This window comes from Methanolapillus millepedarum, from assembly GCF_032594115.1.
Taxonomy (GTDB): domain Archaea; phylum Halobacteriota; class Methanosarcinia; order Methanosarcinales; family Methanosarcinaceae; genus Methanolapillus; species Methanolapillus millepedarum.
This window is the reverse complement of record NZ_CP131060.1, coordinates 29,925-47,448: the sequence shown is the minus strand read 5'-3', so window position 1 is coordinate 47,448 and position 17,524 is coordinate 29,925. Positions and strand designations below refer to the sequence as shown.

The 17,524-nt window shown below is 41.2% G+C and carries 18 protein-coding genes and 1 other RNA gene; 6 read left to right on the top strand and 13 right to left on the bottom strand.

Translation table 11 applies throughout. The annotated features are described in order from the left end of the window. The first annotated feature begins 3 nt into the window (after window positions 1-3). Window positions 4-627, top strand: a complete 624-nt coding sequence (locus MsAc7_RS00230) for a DUF2150 family protein (RefSeq protein WP_338102609.1) — start codon at window positions 4-6, stop codon at window positions 625-627. A gap of 388 nt (window positions 628-1,015) precedes the next feature. On the opposite strand, the gene MsAc7_RS00225 is transcribed toward MsAc7_RS00230, so the two are convergent. The 11 genes from MsAc7_RS00225 to MsAc7_RS00175 form a co-directional block, all read right to left on the bottom strand. Beyond that, the gene (locus MsAc7_RS00225; protein ID WP_338102608.1) at window positions 1,016-1,873 is read right to left on the bottom strand and encodes a DUF7714 family protein; all 858 of its coding nucleotides are present in this window, start codon (window positions 1,871-1,873) and stop codon (window positions 1,016-1,018) included. A gap of 111 nt (window positions 1,874-1,984) precedes the next feature. Next, window positions 1,985-2,689 (bottom strand): hypothetical protein, encoded by a 705-nt coding sequence (locus MsAc7_RS00220; protein WP_338102607.1) that lies wholly within the window; start codon window positions 2,687-2,689, stop codon window positions 1,985-1,987. 101 nt (window positions 2,690-2,790) lie between these two features. Further along, window positions 2,791-3,405, bottom strand: coding sequence for a glycerophosphodiester phosphodiesterase (locus tag MsAc7_RS00215; RefSeq protein ID WP_338102606.1), 615 nt, complete (start codon window positions 3,403-3,405; stop codon window positions 2,791-2,793). Between the two features lie 338 nt (window positions 3,406-3,743). Next, window positions 3,744-4,553, bottom strand: coding sequence for a hypothetical protein (locus tag MsAc7_RS00210; RefSeq protein WP_338102605.1), 810 nt, complete (start codon window positions 4,551-4,553; stop codon window positions 3,744-3,746). A 379-nt stretch (window positions 4,554-4,932) separates the two neighbouring features. Next, window positions 4,933-6,156 carry a TIGR04013 family B12-binding domain/radical SAM domain-containing protein gene (locus MsAc7_RS00205; RefSeq protein WP_338102604.1) on the bottom strand — a complete coding sequence of 408 codons (1,224 nt, stop codon included), beginning with the start codon at window positions 6,154-6,156 and terminating at the stop codon, window positions 4,933-4,935. 10 nt (window positions 6,157-6,166) lie between these two features. Beyond that, on the bottom strand, window positions 6,167-6,592 hold the full coding sequence (locus tag MsAc7_RS00200; RefSeq protein ID WP_476738680.1) for a DUF126 domain-containing protein: 426 nt from the start codon (window positions 6,590-6,592) through the stop codon (window positions 6,167-6,169). 1 nt (window position 6,593) lies between these two features. After that, a complete protein-coding gene (locus MsAc7_RS00195; protein ID WP_338102603.1) occupies window positions 6,594-7,778 on the bottom strand; it encodes a phosphomevalonate dehydratase large subunit in 1,185 nt (394 codons plus the stop codon). Window positions 7,779-7,825: 47 nt separating this feature from the next. Continuing rightward, the gene (locus tag MsAc7_RS00190) at window positions 7,826-9,109 is read right to left on the bottom strand and encodes an anhydromevalonate phosphate decarboxylase (protein ID WP_338102602.1); all 1,284 of its coding nucleotides are present in this window, start codon (window positions 9,107-9,109) and stop codon (window positions 7,826-7,828) included. A gap of 90 nt (window positions 9,110-9,199) precedes the next feature. Beyond that, complete coding sequence (locus MsAc7_RS00185) at window positions 9,200-9,505, bottom strand: hypothetical protein (RefSeq protein WP_338102601.1); 306 nt, start codon at window positions 9,503-9,505, stop codon at window positions 9,200-9,202. 104 nt (window positions 9,506-9,609) lie between these two features. After that, window positions 9,610-9,912: a hypothetical protein gene (locus tag MsAc7_RS00180; protein WP_338102600.1), complete on the bottom strand. Its 303-nt coding sequence runs from the start codon at window positions 9,910-9,912 to the stop codon at window positions 9,610-9,612. A gap of 166 nt (window positions 9,913-10,078) precedes the next feature. Further along, on the bottom strand, window positions 10,079-10,483 hold the full coding sequence (locus tag MsAc7_RS00175) for an ATP-binding protein (RefSeq protein WP_338102599.1): 405 nt from the start codon (window positions 10,481-10,483) through the stop codon (window positions 10,079-10,081). A gap of 258 nt (window positions 10,484-10,741) precedes the next feature. On the opposite strand from MsAc7_RS00175, the gene MsAc7_RS00170 reads away from it, so the two are divergent. From MsAc7_RS00170 to MsAc7_RS00150, 5 genes are all read left to right on the top strand, one after another. Next, window positions 10,742-11,497 (top strand): DUF116 domain-containing protein, encoded by a 756-nt coding sequence (locus MsAc7_RS00170; RefSeq protein WP_338102598.1) that lies wholly within the window; start codon window positions 10,742-10,744, stop codon window positions 11,495-11,497. Further along, on the top strand, window positions 11,498-12,193 hold the full coding sequence (locus tag MsAc7_RS00165) for a DUF116 domain-containing protein (RefSeq protein WP_338102597.1): 696 nt from the start codon (window positions 11,498-11,500) through the stop codon (window positions 12,191-12,193). 39 nt (window positions 12,194-12,232) lie between these two features. Beyond that, window positions 12,233-12,748 (top strand): ribonuclease HepT family protein, encoded by a 516-nt coding sequence (locus MsAc7_RS00160; protein WP_338102596.1) that lies wholly within the window; start codon window positions 12,233-12,235, stop codon window positions 12,746-12,748. A gap of 25 nt (window positions 12,749-12,773) precedes the next feature. Next, window positions 12,774-13,637 (top strand): hypothetical protein, encoded by an 864-nt coding sequence (locus MsAc7_RS00155; RefSeq protein WP_338102595.1) that lies wholly within the window; start codon window positions 12,774-12,776, stop codon window positions 13,635-13,637. 286 nt (window positions 13,638-13,923) lie between these two features. Beyond that, entirely contained in the window at window positions 13,924-15,564 is a 1,641-nt protein-coding gene (locus MsAc7_RS00150) for a hypothetical protein (RefSeq protein WP_338102594.1), read from the top strand. Window positions 15,565-15,657: 93 nt separating this feature from the next. Here the strand turns inward: MsAc7_RS00150 and rnpB are convergent. Both rnpB and MsAc7_RS00140 read right to left on the bottom strand, forming a co-directional pair. Then, window positions 15,658-16,015: RNase P RNA component (gene rnpB, locus MsAc7_RS00145), an RNA gene on the bottom strand. A 126-nt stretch (window positions 16,016-16,141) separates the two neighbouring features. Further along, window positions 16,142-17,458, bottom strand: a complete 1,317-nt coding sequence (locus MsAc7_RS00140) for an ATP-binding protein (protein ID WP_338102593.1) — start codon at window positions 17,456-17,458, stop codon at window positions 16,142-16,144. Window positions 17,459-17,524: the final 66 nt, after the last annotated feature.

Sequence of the window (17,524 nt, the reverse complement as noted above, 5' to 3'; positions counted from 1 at the left end):
TCAATGGCAGAACAAAAAGCACTTCCTTATTATGAATTTTATTCAAAACCCCGCTGGGACAACTGGATTTCACAGATTCAAAGCGCCGGTTTTTCTCTTCAGGATGAAGAAAAAGCTGAAAAGAGCGCGGCGATTTTTGTCAATATGGCGGACGACGTGATTTTATCCTGTTTGAAAATCGCGGCGCGGTTTGATAAAGGCGTCGTTGATGAAGAAAAGGCGCTTGAAATTTTAGACAGCATCCGAGACATCGTTCTTGCCGAAGTCCCGTCGATTTCGGAAGATGCCGACATGATGATTTTCTCCGTTCAGGATTCGCTCAGTTGTTCAATGGCCGCGTTTGAAGCGTATTTCATGGGCGATTACGATAAAAAAGCGGACTTCGAAGCGCTCATCAAAGAAGCGGGCGCTGCCGAACAAGACGAGGAACTGGAAATTGCGTTCGCGATTATGGCAACGCTTGGCGCCGCCGTTATTTCCGGGCAGCCGTTTGAAGAAGAATATTTGACGATTCTTCCGGAAGACAGTATCGTCGCCGAGTGGCTCGACGGGATTGATTCAATCGCCGCGGCCTTGATCGGAACCGACAGTTACAAGAACTTCGACGAAGTCGACGACGAAGAATAATCTGAGAAAAAAATAATTCACCTTTTTCTTTTTTTGGCGGGCTTTCGCGCGCGTTATGGCGGCACATATTTTTCGAGTCCTGAAAAATACAGGGTCACTTTTTTATTTAATATCAGGAAATCCATTTCTACAATTTCTTTTGGATCAAATAAACCATCCCGAATAAACAGATGCGTACCGCATCTGTTTATTCGGATTTCGATGAACGGGATTGGTACAGTAGTGGCAGATGCAAACGGAAAATAGAAACAGAAGATGCAAACGGAAAATAGAAACAGAAGATGCAAACGGAAAATAGAAACAGAAGATATGCAAACCGGAAAATAGAAACAGAAGATGCAAATCGGAAAATAGAAACAGTAGATGCAAACCGTCAATTAAAGATGTTTTACGATTTTTCCGCCCTCAAAACAGAAACCAATTTCCGAATATTTTCCGAAATCTGATATTCACCGGCACCCCAATGAACAATGACGCCTTTATTTCCATTGACTTCAATGATTTTCCCGGAATTTTCCGATTTGCAGCACCGCATGATAAACGGTTTGTCGGGTTTTGCCGCATCTGACCGTGTCGGGCACATTTCGATAAACTCGTACTCCGAATCCGGATACAAGGTTTCAAAAACCGTTTTTGATGTATCGCAGCCGACGAGCTTAAAGCCGTTTCCATCAATTTTATCGGAATCCAAAAAAAGACCGGACAACTCGGATGAACGGCACGGATAAACCGTATTTTCACCTTGGTAAACGGAAAGGTCAACCAACTTTTTTGAAAAACGAATTTGAAGGTCGCCGAAAATACCACTTTTATCGAGCCGATTTACACAATCCCAAAGCCAAGGCGGGTTCGGCGGAAAAACATCAACCACCTGAATTTCCGAAATTTCGGAAAGATCCGGCTCATAAACAAAAGTCACGTGGCGGTCAATTCCGGTAAAAAGAACCGTCGTTACATTTTTTTGTTCGCAAATCTCCGCCGCTTTTTCAATCAAAAGTGTCCGGTTTTTGATGTTGAGAATCTCGCCGCAAACGGCAATTTCATTTTCGTCGGCGAGAAGACGAACAGACTCAACTGTTCTTAAAAAACCGGCGCCGGTGTGTTTGACCTCGTACAAACGAAAACCGGAAGCGGTTTCTTCGAGAAGGTATTTGGATAAGAAATAGACCTGAGTCTTTTCATCCGTATTCGGACGCATTCCGGAATGACAGAACCCGATATTTTTGTATTCTTCCGGAAAAATCATAAAAATGCCTCTCTAAATTGAATAAATGAAATCATGAACCGGATTTCAATTGTTTTGGAAATATAAAAAGATGTGGACGTAAAAAGAAAAAAACGGAATTTTATCGACGTTTTAAGACCCGTCCCGAATCGTCGGGACAATTTTTTTGAGCATTTCGGCACCAAAGGCAATTCCAAATGGAATTGTAACAATCAAAATACAGAAAAGGCCCGCTAAAATCATCGTGACAAAAGTCATGATAAAATGATTCTTGGCGATTTTCACGCTTTCTTGAAGCGCGTAAATCACATTTTCTTTCGGCGTCATGACATAAATGTAAAAGGAGAAAAACAGAACCGTGTGAATAATCAAGTGAATTATAAAAGAAATGAGGCCGCCCAAAAACGGAATGAACCCAAGGAACAGGCTAATCACACTGAGAACAATGAAAAGCGCGTAAAAAATGATGAAATAAATCCAACCCCGGAAAAATGTGTTTGTGCTTTTGAATCCGTACATAATGTCCTTAACTTCTACTTTTTCACCGCGGAGTCCTTTTAAGCACATGTAATACACACCGTAAGAAACGGGCGGGAGAAAAACAACGCCGACAAGACCAATAAGAATTAAAACAGCACCAAAAGCCGTCGACACTTCAAAAGAAAGGTTGAATGACGAAACGGCCCCAACCAAAGCAACACCCGCTACAAATAATGAGGCAAGGCCGGTAACAATGATGAGAATGATTGCAGCAACAACATAAACGACAATGTGGCCAACAAAAACATGCCAGGATTTTTGGGCACTTTCTTTCATTAATTTAAAGTCAAAATCCATAGCGATAACTCTGTTTAAACGATTAAAATGATCAAAAAAAAGCTAAAAAATTAAAGAAAAGAGAAATATCCGAAAATCAGATATTTTCTTTTATTTTAAATTTAAGATTCGTCCTTGATGGCCGGTTTCAACTCTTTTAACATGTAGGCGTCAAAGGCAAAAGCCAATGGGATTGTAACCAACCAAACAATAATGAGCAACATTCCGATAACTATGAGTAGGTAGGAAATAATGGCGACGACCAAAACCATCAGGAAGTTGTCCTTTGCAATGTTAACGCTTTCTTTAATGGCATAGATGACGTTTTCGTTCGGTTTCATGATGTAGATGTAAATCGAGAACATCAAAAATACATAAAGGATGATGCTTAAGATGAGACCGATGATAGGGCCGAGGTACGGAATAATGTTCAAAAGGCTCATGACGATACCGAGAACAATGCCAATGACAATCATTATGATAAAGTAGATCCAGCTTCTGATGAAAACGCTGAGGGATTTAAAGCCGTAGAAAACATCTTTAATTTCGACTTTTTCGCCGCGGGTGGCTTTGATACACATATAGTAAAAGCCGTAGAAAAGCGGCGCGATTGTCACGATCAAGATGGAACCGATCATGGTGATCAAAAGGCCGACAATTAAAGCAACAACGTTTTCAATAAACGCAGCCCATGCTTTTTTGAGGCCTGTTGTAATTAAACCTGAATTAAAACTCATAAAGATAACTCCTTTTACAATTTACGAAATTCAAACAAATGTTACAATTGAAAGTAAACAACTAAAACAAAGCATCCTTTGTTTAGCTTCAAAAATGAAGCAAAATTTGAAGGTGCTTTAACTGTATTTATAATAAGTAAACCTATTAATATGTTTTTATGAGTTACGCAATGAACAGGCTATAAAACTCAAAAAGAACAAATCTCTTTTTTGACAATAGAATCAAAAGCTGACGCTATAGCGCACGCATCTGCCGGCAAAAAATCTAAAACCGGGAAGTAAGATATTGAAAAAATCTAAAAAAGAAAAGTCTGATTCTCATCAGACTTGAAATTAATTTAAACTTCTTCAGCCGTATCTTTAATGGTCGGACGGGTATCCTTGACCATATAGGCCAAAAAGACGACTGTAAATGGCAATGTAAGAATGAGCAAAATCAATGTCACGATGGTGACAAGCTCTTCAGGATATGCGATGTGACCATTCATAAAGTCAAGGTATCCGCAAACGATCGCCACCGGAATGATAAAGCAGATCCAATTGACGACAGTCGCGAATAAGATGGCGACAACTGTCCCGCTGGTATAGGATTTCATAATGCTGAAACTTTCTGAAAACGAATATTGAATGCCTTTTGGCGCGTCCATGACAAAAATGGCAAGCGGATAAAGCACGAACACCAAAACGAGAAGAGAAAGTCCGATAATGATGATGAAAGCCAACCAGTCCAAATGAGCCGGACTCAAGCTGAACACGTACAAAATGCCTTGAGCAATGATGAAAACGATGACGCCAAGAGTAAGCGTGATGGCGCCAAAGCCCATGCTTCGGATAAAACGGTCTTTGGAACGGAACGCAAAGAAAATATCGGATGCGGCCACTTCCGGACTTCGAGTTCCTTTAACACCCATGTACGACAGGCCGTACAAAAGGGGCGGCAGCAAGATAACGCCGATCAGAGCAATAACGGTAATGGCAAGACTCATATTAAACGACAAAATGTCCGCATAAAGAGCATATGTGTACATGGCCATGACGATCAACGAAAACAACAAAAGAATGAAAGCGCCAACGAAGAAGGAAACAAAATTCATCTTATAGGATGTGAAAGCCTTCTTGGTGCTTTGTTTGAAAATATCCATACTCATTTAAGTCTCTCCGATTTTTTTTGGGAATATTATTCCGGACAAGTGTAACGATTTGAAAACTTTGAAACGAAAATATATTGCTGAAAATGCAAAAAGCAAATTCAAAGCAATAATATATAATCCAACATTATATTTAAAAATTACTATATAAATTGAAAAATAAATGAAATGGAAATAAAAGATGAAAAGGAAATAAAAAATGAAATTGAAGTGAAAAATGAAATCTAAAAATAAAATAGGAAGAAAGGAGGGGAAGAAAAGATAAAGTGAAAAATTGAATAAAATCGAATGAAAAATAAAATGAAAAACGAATGAAAAATAAAATGAAAATCGAATGAAAAACAAAATGAAAAACAAAATGAAAAATATCAGTTTGACATTAAACCTCTTTTTCCCAAACGCCCTTGAGTTTTCCGCCAAGAGCCAGCTTTCCCAACTGATTCGAAATCACCGGATGAACGTCGCCGGGAGTTACATTTTCGTAGGGTGTTGACGGAAGCGGCGTTAAATAATGCGCCCGTACTTCACCGTTTTTGCGGCAAATCCAGCCAATCAAATCAAGCGTCTCTTCTTGGTCTTTTTCCGTTTCATTCGGGAACCCGATAATAAAATCCACAATCGGCGTAATCTTTTTTTCGATACAAATCTCAACAGCGTTGTACACATCTTCTGCCAGATGACCGCGTCCGATTTCTTTTAAAACGGTGTCGCTTCCGGACTGTGCGCCGATGCTGATCGAATCGTTGGCACAATAATCAACAACCAAATTCATCATCTCGTCCGTGACGAATTCCGGGCGGACTTCGGACGGAAAGGTTCCGAAAAAAATTCTTTTATGATCCAATTTTGAAAGCGCGGACAACAATTCTTTGACTTTTTCAGGTTTGGGACTCACGCCGTTTCCGCCATAGGCGAACGCGTTTGAAGAAATGAACCTCAAATCATCGTAATAAACAGCGTATTTTAAGATCTCGGAAACGCTTCTGTGCCGCATCTTGTGTCCGAAAATCTGCGGCGTTTGACAAAATTTGCAACGATGCGGGCAGCCGCGCGAAATTTCAAGCGGGCGCCACATATTATCCGGCGAAAAGCAGGGAAATGAATCCAGATTAACCGGCGGGCGGGGCGGTGTCAGAACCATATTCCCGATATCCGGATTTGAAAACGCGGTTCCCGAAATTTGAGACAGACCGGCTGAAAATGAGGGGGACCAACCGTTTTTGAAAAAGTCCGACGTTTGAAGATAAGAAACCAACTCGGGAAGCGTTTCTTCCCCTTCGCCGACGACGACCGCGTCAAAATACATCAACGTCTCTTTCGGAGCGCCCGATGGGTGCGGGCCACCGGCAATGAAAAAGTAAGAAGGAAGGAAACCTGATTCGGCGGATTTTTGTTTGGCAGCCGCAACTTCCGAGAAGATGTCCTCTTTTTGCTTCGTAAAAAAACTGTAAATCATAATTCCGGGCGCCGGCTCATTTAAAAAATCCGCTTCCGGAAGAACCGGCGCCAGCGCGGAAAAACTGTAACTGTTTTTCTTCAAAAAACGAAAATGAGCGGAAACTCCTTCTTTTTTGGAAAATGGGGAATCGTTTATTAAATTCAAAAATCACGCCTCATTTCGAAATTTCAATAAATCCCGCGGCGCTATTGACAACAACACAATCGCCGTCTTTTAAAAGATCATACGGGTTCTTCTCCAATTGATCAATGAGCGGAATCTCGGAAATTATGGCGCCGACAGCCACAATCGGTTCGCAGTCCAAATTAATAATCGCGGCAGGCGCAACATTATTCTTCTTAAGCTGGTAAATCACGTAAGAGCCAACCGTTGAGCCTTTTCCGGCCGGAAAAACCAAAACGGTGTCCTTGATACATCTTCCGAAAAGCTCATGCGCCGGATCGATGACATTCCCGGTCTTTGGATCAACATTGCCCAAAAATGAGATCGGATCCTTCGTTAAAAGAACCGGACCGGAAGCAATTCCTCTGGAAATCGGCCGTCCGTGAATAATCATTTTCTTTGCCATATTCTCAGTCATTTCAGGATTCCCCCAACGCTTCTTTAACACAGCGCTCAACGGTTCCGAAAACAGACTTCATGCCGCACATGCCGGGAACATAAGCGTAAGCCTTTCCCGAATTCACCATCATGCAGGAATATTTGTCACCGGCCGGCGACACCACCATGCATGTATCGCAAACAACTTTCGCGCCGCTTTTTTCAATTTGAGCCACCAGATTCGGATTTTTGTTGGCGACTTCCCGGGACGTGAAAACCCAAAACTCTTTCACAACTGATTTTCCGGCAACCAATCTCGCAATTTCGGAAAGCTCCGCAACCGAACAGTGCGGGCAGCCGACCGTGACAATGTCGGGACGGACGGAAGAGTTGGCGGATGCGTAAACCGAATCAATTTGGGACTTTTCAATTGAAACGCGTTCAATCGGACGTTCAAATGAAATATTTTTGTCAAGTGTCTCCGGCGTCACGCCGTCAATGTGGTAAAGCGCAACAGCGCCTGACGCTGCCATCGCAGCCCCAAGCATTTTCATTTCATCTTTTGCCGGCGCTTTTGTCAAGTGAAAAATCGGGATTTTGTTTCCGACCAGTTTTCCGGCAACAAACCCGAGTGCGCCAAAATCAGAGCCGGTCAAGTCAAAATCAACGGAAATATCAATATTCGGAACCCGATTTTCCGGTTTATGAAAACCAAAGTCGGCGGTTTTTCCCACCAAGGCGGCGGAGAGTGCCGACGGTCCGCCCTCCCGGTTTGTACGGGCGCCAAGAACGGAATTGGCGTAAGAAATGGCGGATGATTCGCCCCATGCCAAATGATCTTTGTATTGCACGTCAAAGCCGTCCAGATAATACGGCGTGCAGGTACACTTGGACTCAATGCCGAGATTTTTAAACGCTTGAATGATTTCAAGCTGTTTTTTCGCAAATTGATGGTCAATATTGATGCGTTCCCAATTTTGAAGGTCCATTCCGGCCGGATTGAGAACGGTCGGCACCTTGACTTTTCCGTTCAAATCGGAAATCCATTCCAGACCGGCATCGCCAATGGTTTTGTAAGAAACGCCCGACACTTGAGCGCTTTTTATCGGAATAAGCTGATCAGCGCCGTAAATGTCGCCAAGCGCGACCAAAATTTCAATCGCTTTTTGAAGCGTTTCCCCATTGTCGCCGCGCAGGGTCCGTTCTTCTTCTTTTGTCAAATACATAATCAACTCCACCCATATTCAAACGTCGACCTTTAAACATGAAAAAATTATTTTTTCAGCACGGGAAACTTCGCGCGTTCGAAATCTTCCTTATTGGCCAAGACTTTCGTGGCGTCCACGCCGACTTTTGTGGTCGTGCCGTCCGGCGCCCCGCGCGGGTCCAGCGAACTGCCGCGGACGTTGGGAACGATTAAAATGTCCATGTCTCCTTTAACGCGTGTTGCAATCGCAAATTCAATATCGTCCGGATTGAAGATATCGATATCTTCGTCCACGACCACCACATGTTTCAAGCTGGTATGTGCCGCAAAGGCCGCCATGATCGCGTTTTTGGCGTCTCCTTCTGTCTGCTTTTTGATTTGAACAACGGCATGCAAATAACAGCAGCCGCCTTCCGGCAAAACCACGTTCTTGACAGTGGTTACTTCGCTGACCGCTTTGTAAATTTTCGGCTCATACGGAACGCCCATCATCAAAAGATGTTCGGCGCCGCCCGGCAGGATGCCGTGGTAAATCGGATTTTTCCGGTGGTAAATCCGTGTGATGTAAATCACCGGTTCCGGACGGATGTGATCATAAGTTCCCGTAATATCCACGAAAGGACCTTCCGGCACGCGCTCCGCCGGATCGATGTAGCCTTCCAAAACATATTCAGCGTGCGGTACATGAACGCCGTTTTTACACTCAAAAAGCTCGACCGGCGCGCCGCGAAGAGCTGCCGCATATTCAAATTCTTTGGACGCCGCCACCCGCGTGGTACTGGCGTAAGTAATAACCGGGTCGGCGCCGATCACGATTGCCACCGGTAATTTATCACCCTTTTCAGATGCTTTTTTGTGAAGCACAAACGTATGCCGCGGCGGAACCAAACGGGCCGCCAGCCGGGTTTTGTCAATAAGCATGAGTCGGTGAATGGAAGCATTCATTTCACCGCCGTATTCGGAAACGACGACGCCGGCCGTAATATATCCGGCGCCGCCATCCTTTTCAAAATGTTTCATGATGGGCAGTTTTGTCAGATCAACATCTTTTCCTTCCAAAATCACTTCTTTGGTTGGCGAATCCTGAACCACTTTGACAGTTCCGTTCGGCGTGATATCGGATAACTTTTGAATGATTTCATCACGTGAAACACCGAGCATCGCGCCGAGTTCCTCACGGGTTCCGAGAAGATTCATAATCGCCAAAGAACCGGAAACATCATGGAAAAAAACAGGACCTTTGGTTTGATGAGCAATAACGGGCGCTTCAAAGTCTTTGGAGACTGACGTGGCGATTTCCGTGAGCCGGCCGTTTGCTTTTAAGTTGTCAATAAAATCGCGAAAACTCATAGTATCTGAGGTTAAAAAAGCAAAGGTTGAATAAATAAGTTATCAAAAATGATGAAACGATGGATAAATTTCAATCATTATTTTTCCATTTCAAGCATTACTTTTCATTTCATTTATTATTGAAAGCAAATGTTCTTGGTTTTTCAACAAAGTATCCACTTTTTCTTTTGTAGCCGCGTAATCAATTCCAAACCAAGACATGTTGTTTAATGTAATCCCAAGATGAAACATCCGGTCGGTGTCATTACCATATAAGTATTCATTATAAAGCAACTCGTCCATACCTCCGCGCTCATAAAGTAATTTCATAAATTCATCTTTTTCAGATTTGCTGGCTGCTTGAGGGTCAATATTAACCGCCCAAAAACGACCTTTTTCAATAATTTTCAAGCTCATATAATCACCTCAGTAAACAATATCATCAAACATGTTTATAAATTTTTTTATGATTTAAAAGAAATAATTTATATTTCTTAAAGAGATATAAATCAAATTAAAAATTATTTTTCATTAAAAATTAAATCAAAACTAAATTTCAAGGCTTCAAGCTCTTTTTTATATCTTTTATCTTCTTCCGACAGATTCGAAATCTGAAATTTTAACACCTGAATTTCCAATTCTGTTTTATGACCTGATTGCTGACTTTTCAACTCAGACTCATAAGACAGTTCCTGAAGCCGAAGTTCTATATGATGCAGACGCTCGCGGATTTGACGAATAAATCCAAAATAGGATGTGGCCAAAGTGATAAAGGCTCCCACAAGAGAACCGGTAAAAGTCAATAAAAAATCAATCTGTTCCATTTCCATCCCGCTTGAATCTTTGAATAAGATGAGGAAGAGTGAAGTTTGATAAAGAACTGCTGATTTTAAAAAAATGGAAAAAAAGATATAGAAGAAATCAAAGCAAAAATAAAATGTAAAGATATAAAAATGAAAGTAGAAAATGTCATCGAAATTGATTCCGATTTTACCCATGAATCAAAGCCGGCAAACATCTTGTGCAAACCCATAAACTTTCACCATTGTGTCGCATCGGAAGCAAATACGCGTTATATTCGCTTTTGCCGCACTTGTAACAAACAATAGAACTGTCTATGATTTTCGGCTGCATCCTTGCCTTTTCTTCATTAAACGGAACCGTTTCCCGTGTTTCAACCGTGAGCGCGCCGGTCGGACAAACGCCGATGCAAAATCCCATGCCGTCGCACAAGTCATCCGACATCACTTTGGCTTTGCCGTTTACAATCTGAATAGCCCCTTCGGCACAGGGCGACACGCATTTTCCGCAGCCGTTGCATTTCTTTTCATCAATCTTGATGATGCTTCTGACAACTTTCTTCGATGCCGGTTTTCCGACAACATTTAATTCCATAGTTCTCCACCTGATCTTTCATTTGTTTCTAAACGATCCTGATTTAAAATCATAAATGGATGATTTAGTATATAAAAGATACTAATTATTATAATGGATAGAGGGTATCAAAAAATAAATTTCATTTGTTTTATATTTTTAATTATATGGATCTTGCATTTGGTTTTTACCACACAATTTATAAACAACAGAAATATTGAATCTTCTTTACTGAAAAAATAACGTTTCAAATAATCTCAAAACGAACAGGTTCTGAATATGGAAATCAATTACGAAACAATCGGACGTTTTGCAATCATCGCCCTTTTGTTCATTATTATTTTTAATATCCTCGCCATCCTCATTGGCATATACAATATTCGGAGAAAAAAAATACTGTTCCCGAAATTTGTTTTATTCATCTTATACCTATTTTACGCGCCGTTGAAATACATTTTTTCGACATTTTCCATGAACGAGCAGCTGGTCGACGAGATTTTGGTGGAAATTCAAAATGCGGTCGCTTTGGACAAATTCAAAAAGAAAAACGACCGGAAGATTTTGCTTTTGCCTCAATGTTTGAGAAACAGCCGGTGCCGCGCCCGCTGCGACCCGCTTTATGGATTTGTCTGTACCGGTTGCGGACAGTGCGATATCGGACAGATTTGCGAAGAAGCCAAAGCCCGCGATTTTAAAGTATTTGTCATTCCCGGCGGCAGTTTTGTTCGGAAAATATTTACGGAATACAAACCGACCTCTTGCATCGGCGTCGCCTGCCCGGTTGAACTGAGTGAATCCCTTCAAAAAACATCCATGATTCCGGCACAAGGCGTTTACTTGGCAAACGACGGTTGTTTTGAAACGAAAGTAAATGTCGATGATATTATCCGAAAGATGGAACAAACTGTTTTGACAAGCACACAAACCATATTGCCAAACGCACAAACAGATTTGACAAACACAAAAAACATATTGTCAAGCACACAAACCATGTTGCCAACTGTTCCGGCATGGGCAAACCCCGGAGATGAGTAAATGTATACGATCATCGGAAAAATGCTGACATTTTTACTGGCATTATCTGTGGTGTCAATCTTTTTTGCGTTTTACGTCAGCCGCGGAAATTTAAAAAACCATTCATTTTCGGCAAACGTTGCCGCAAAAACACTGGATTTTTTTTATAAGCCGATGCTTGCGGCTTATATGTTCTTGTTTAAATCTCCGGACAAACTCCACGAACGGATGTCGGTCCTCAAAAACGAAGCCCACCGGGACAAATTCCAAAAGACGGAAAAACGAATCATTATCGCGCCGCACTGCATTCGCCATATGGAATGCCCCGCCCGCACCACACGCCATGGAATTCAATGTACCTCTTGCGGAAAATGCGATTATGCGGAAATCAAAAAAATTGCCGAAAAGAACGGATACATTCTTTACATCGTCACCGGCTCCTCTTTTGTCCGCCACATTTTAAGCAGCGAAGAAGCCAAAACGGCGGATGGTGTTTTGGCAATCGGTTGCTACTATGAGTTAAATAAGGGCGCTCGTGAACTCCGAAAATCAAGAACCGTCACATATGGAATCCCGCTTCTGTCAACCGGCTGCTACAATATGAAAATAGATATGATTCTGTTTGAAAAAGAGCTGCGCCGCCTCCACCCGGATGTCAGTGCCGGTTCTTATCCGGAAGATTTTTTGGCAGAAGATCCTGTACATTTATCTAATTGAGCGGCGTTTTGGCAATAGAGCGAATTTCGGAGAAATAAAATGAAGAAAACCGAAAAAATCGGCGGCCAAAATAATTGCAAATACGATTTTCATGAGCAAGAATACAATGATTCCGATGAGTCTCATCCCTATTATTTGGATGAAAAGGACGACGATGCCGACCACCGTTGCGGCTGTTCAAACCACGATGATGAAGATCATCTGAAAGACATCGAATCAAAAATCCTTGTTTCCAAAATGATTTCTTATTTAGACGAATTTGAAAAACTGTCATTTGGAGCGACATACAGCGAATTTATTAAAAACGAATCCCTTCAGACACATCTGGTTTCTCTTCTCTCAAAAACTCAAAAAAAAGCACTTTTTCTGGACCCGGATTTTATTGACCGGCACCCAAAAACGGATTGGAAAAGCCTGCAAACAATTGAAGACCAGGTTGTCCATCCGGTTTACGGGTTAAATCCGGAAACTCTTTGGGATTTAATCCGCTTGGATATTCCGTTTTTAAACAGGCGGCTGAACGTTGTCATAAACGGATGCTGCCACAATCACTGATTGATGAGACTTTTACAGAGACGGAATGGAACAATTGATGACGAAAATGAGAAGGATAAAACAAACATCAACGACCAATGAGATGAAAGAAGAAACAGAAAAACAGGAAATTCCTGAGGAAGATGGGGATTTTGAAAAAATGCTGAAAATCGCAAATGCCGATTACGGGAAATGTTACACCATAGGGAACTATATGTTGTGTCCCGAAAAAAAGATCATTCGAGTCGGGCGGATGTTCGGTACGGTCACGGCAGATTATTACGGTTATTTTCCCGATTCGACCTTGAAGTACGACCAAGCAACGTTGATTATTTTCGCGGGCCATGCGTTTTTCGACCATTCGGGCTTGAACATCGACTGGCAAACCGTCGAATTGCTTTCGTACAGCGACGACCATGCTTCATTCACCGACGGAAAAATGTTGTACCACTTCAACTATGGCGACATCTCCGCAAATGGCGAAAAATATGATAAAAACAGGCATAAACCCAATATCGAAAAAAGGCTTCCGTACAGAAAAAACAATGAATTGACGGAAAGTTTTTCCATAAAGGGAAAAACATTTTATTATAACCATATCCCCATACTGGAGCCGTTCGATGTTGCGAACCTGCGCACCGTCGTTTCAAAAAACGGATTCGAGACCAACTATATAACCGACGGCAGCCAGATGCTTTTTGGCGGCGGAAAAACAGGCTATTCCACCACTGAAAAGGACGGGAAAGAATATGTGTTGGCCGAAGGATGGATGGTTGAAGGCGTTGACCTGCCGTCGTTGCGTGTGCTCGGCCGGGGTTTGTTGGCGGATAAAAACGCTTTGTATTCCGGCACGGATGTAATTCCATTCGACCAATTGAACGGATTCAAGTTTACTATCAGGGAATTATAATAACGGAAAAACGAAATGAAAACAATTTTGAATATTTCGACGACAATGACGAAGCGGATGAATTTAGCAAAAAAATAGTTGAATACTCAAAAAAATTGAGCGCCATCAAAAAATAATTTGTTTTTTTGACATGACCACCTGATTTAAAATATATTTAACATTAAATTAATATAAACCGGATGATATTTATTTGGAAATTATAAAATTTGAATTCAAATATTGAGAATTGAATTTTCGAATATTTTAAACTCATCGGCGGCTTTGGCTGTTTTGGGGAATTTTTCAAATGATCGGCATCTTGATTGTATTAATTTTAGTGTATGCGTTTTTGAGCGGAAACTTGCAATTGTCCTTATCCTTCGGAACCGGAACCGGCAGCGAAGTCATCAGCATGCTGATTTTGATTCTGACACTGGCTGTTCTTTTGGCCGTCGGATATTCATTTTTCGAAGACAGTAAGAAAAGAAACTATATTTATCAAATATGGCTGTTTGATTATGTTTTTTGTTTGTTTTTTGTCGCTTTGGTCTTTATATCCTTCCTCTTAAGCAGTATTGTCATTCATGTGACGCTCTTTACGTTTTCTTTTGACATCGCCAACGGATATTTCGTCTTACTTGTCGCCCTGTTTTTGGGTGTTTTTTATCTCATATATTCGTTCACGCGTCTCAATTCAACACGGATCCGGCGCACGAATAAATTTGTTCAAAATCTTTTGAGGCAGCTGAGTCGAAATGATTTCGAAACTTTTGTCATGGATTTGGACGTTTATTTTGATTCCATATCGGGCGCCTATGATAAATTAGAACTCCGAGAATCGATTCTTTCCAAAAGAAATATCCCGCTTTGGAAAGCTGACCGAGATTTGATGTCTCAGATTGCCATTTTATTCAACGATATTTTCGAAAATCGGGATCTTTTGACATACATTGTCCAAAAAAACCGTCTATTGACAATGAAACTTCTTCGCGTCCGGCTTCCGAGAGATTATCCCAAAAAACAGTTGTTTAAAAATATCGCCGAAATTTCTCTTGAAAATAACGGCCGATTGTTTGCGCTTCCTCCAAAAAGCGCACACATTCAAAGTAATATGCAGAACTTTATTTTTGAGGATCAGCAGGAATTTTCAGAAATCGTTCAACAATTCCGCGAACAAAACCCGAAGGACGACTTTACCGCGGCGATGGCGGCACAAAAAAGAAACGGTGTCCCAAAAGATGTGTTTGTCGCATACACCGCCGGCGTGCTGGCCCAATCCGTTGAGGAGATGAGTCCATCGAATCAAAAGAATGAATGCCAGATTTTGTGCGGCCAAATTCTATGCGATTACCACGTCATGTTGACAACAAAATTTATTCATGAAAAGAAGGACTTGGACTTATCGGATGATTATTTCAATGCCGATAATGACTTCAGCAAAAGTTACCGCGATATATGGATGAGTTGGCCGGACCGGTTGTTAAACGACTTAATAAGTGAACAGGAAAGCAAAAATGCATACGGTTTGCTTGATAAATTTGTTGAAACACATTTAACCATTTTATCGGTTTATGTCCGAGCCGGCGATTTCTCAAGGAAATCATTTCCGAGAAACATCCTTGAGTATTCAATGATTCAGATGAATCGGATGATGAAAATGATCATGTCCGCCGAACCGAAACCAATTGAGAATAACAACGCTACTGGCACCGAATTTGAGAAATGGGTCATCTCAACTCTTGAGAACTATTTCCGATTCTATTTTGAACTTTTGAGCATTTTACAAAACGGCGAATTAAAAGATGAATTCGCAAACAGAAACTTTGAAACTTTGAAAAAAGCCATGAATTTTTCAAAGAAATATGACCGAAACAACACGGCAAAAGAAATGGTCAGTTTGAGAAATATTGCGGACGGATATTTGAAAAAGAAAGGAAAAACAGCATAATAGATTCATATAATTAATTCGAGATCCTTTCTCAAATTAATTTTTTCAGTGATTTCAATATGTTTTCCATACGTGTGATAAAAAAATAAAAGCGGGTCCGGCGAATAAGCTCCCTTCTGTTCCTGTTCTTTTCAAAACCAATCTTGTTTTGAAGTTCCCTCGTTTCAGAAGAAACGAAAGACGAACGGCGGCATTCAGCTCAGCGTGTTTGAACCTCGGGTGCGCTTTTGAATCAATCGCATTTTCCCGATAACTTGCACCTGCGGGGATTGACCGTTGCATTCGCACGTCATGAGACCTCAATTCTTCATATCATCGCATTCATGACCCGATATCGTTTCTGTGCCATTGCCCTGACTCTCGTCAAGCGCCCTTAACAAGCGCCCGCAAATTCAAAAGACGGTGGGGAGACTTTCCTCAGAAAAATTTCCGAAGCCGCCCTGCCGCTCCCGCGAAAGGAAAATGGGAATAAGAGTATTTAACTTTTGTTCATGGCCCTTGTTTGATTGTTATCTGAATTAGCTTTTTCAAATAGACTTGTCTGAATTAATTTTTGTTCAAAATTCATTTTTTCAAATCACATATCTTGCAGAGAAAAGCTTTTCAGCTCAACCGCATATTTTTTTAGATCCGGAATTCTCTGAACTTTTTCATCCAGGAGAGACAAGTTAATTTTCTCCGGATTTCGTTTGATTTCCGCAACAATCGCCGAATGGTCAAGACGATTCAACGCAATCAAATCAATTTCGGTTTCCCCTTTGTTGTCCCAATAACTTCCGATATCCGTAATTCGTTCCAATTCGGCTGTTTTTTCCCGGAAATATTTCTCCAGCAGTAACCCGCTGTACGAATCATACTGATTTTGAATGTATTCCAAAAGCAAATCATGTTTGTTGAGTTCAATCAATTGTTGATTTGAAAAAATGAAACGGAACCAAAAGCGCAAATAATTATCATGAACGCTCCACCGTATTTTCCGGCTGCCGGGCTTGGCAAACATCGAACGATTTTTGGTAATTAAAGAGTATTCCTGTTCCAAATTGGCCAGATAAGCGCCTGTATTTTTACCGATGATGGAATCAATTTCAGACTGTGTGTTTTTACCGGAAGCAATCAGCTGCATAATGGAAAAATAAGTCCCGTATTCCCGACCAAATTCGGAAACCAGCAAATCTTTCCCTTCGCCAAGAAACGGAGAGTCCGGAGATGTGACCGCTTGAAGCATTTTATCCTTGGTGACCGCGCCGGCCTCAACCAGTAAAAAGATATATTTGGCAACGCCGCCCGTCAGAATATAGAAGCAAAGAAGATCTTCGGGTGTGAAAGACGGATTGTAATCGCTTAAAATTTCTTTCATGACGCTGACGGAAAATGGCTTTAATATAATTTTAGAGGTCAGTCGGCCGAATAAAGGTTCTTTTTTATTTTCAAAAACTTTCATCATCAAAGAATAAATGGAACCGCAAACAATAAAGTTGATTTTTGCCTGACCTTTATATTTGTCCCACAGATCTTGAATTTCACTGAATATGGACGGGTTGACAAAATCAAATTCCTGAAATTCGTCGATGATGAGCGTATAGTGTTCTTTTGATGCGTAAATCAGCAATTGTTCAAAAAGGTCGCGAAACGACGTCATTGAACCGAATATTTTCAACCCCAGAGATGTTTCAACCTCTTTTTGAAATTGAGCGCAAAGCAATGGCTCTGTTTTACGGGAAACAAATAAGTAAAGAGACTTTTGTCCTTTCACGGATTCCAAAAGCAAAGATGTTTTCCCGATGCGGCGGCGACCAACAATGACCGTAAAACAGGCATTCTTTTTGGATTGTTTCCGGGTTTGACTCAGCATTTCCAACTCTTTTTGCCGGTCATAAAATTTCAGGGTATTCAATATGGATTCCTCACAAAGACAATTCAAGTCGTTCAATTTATCTTAGTTTAATTTCCATTAAATTAA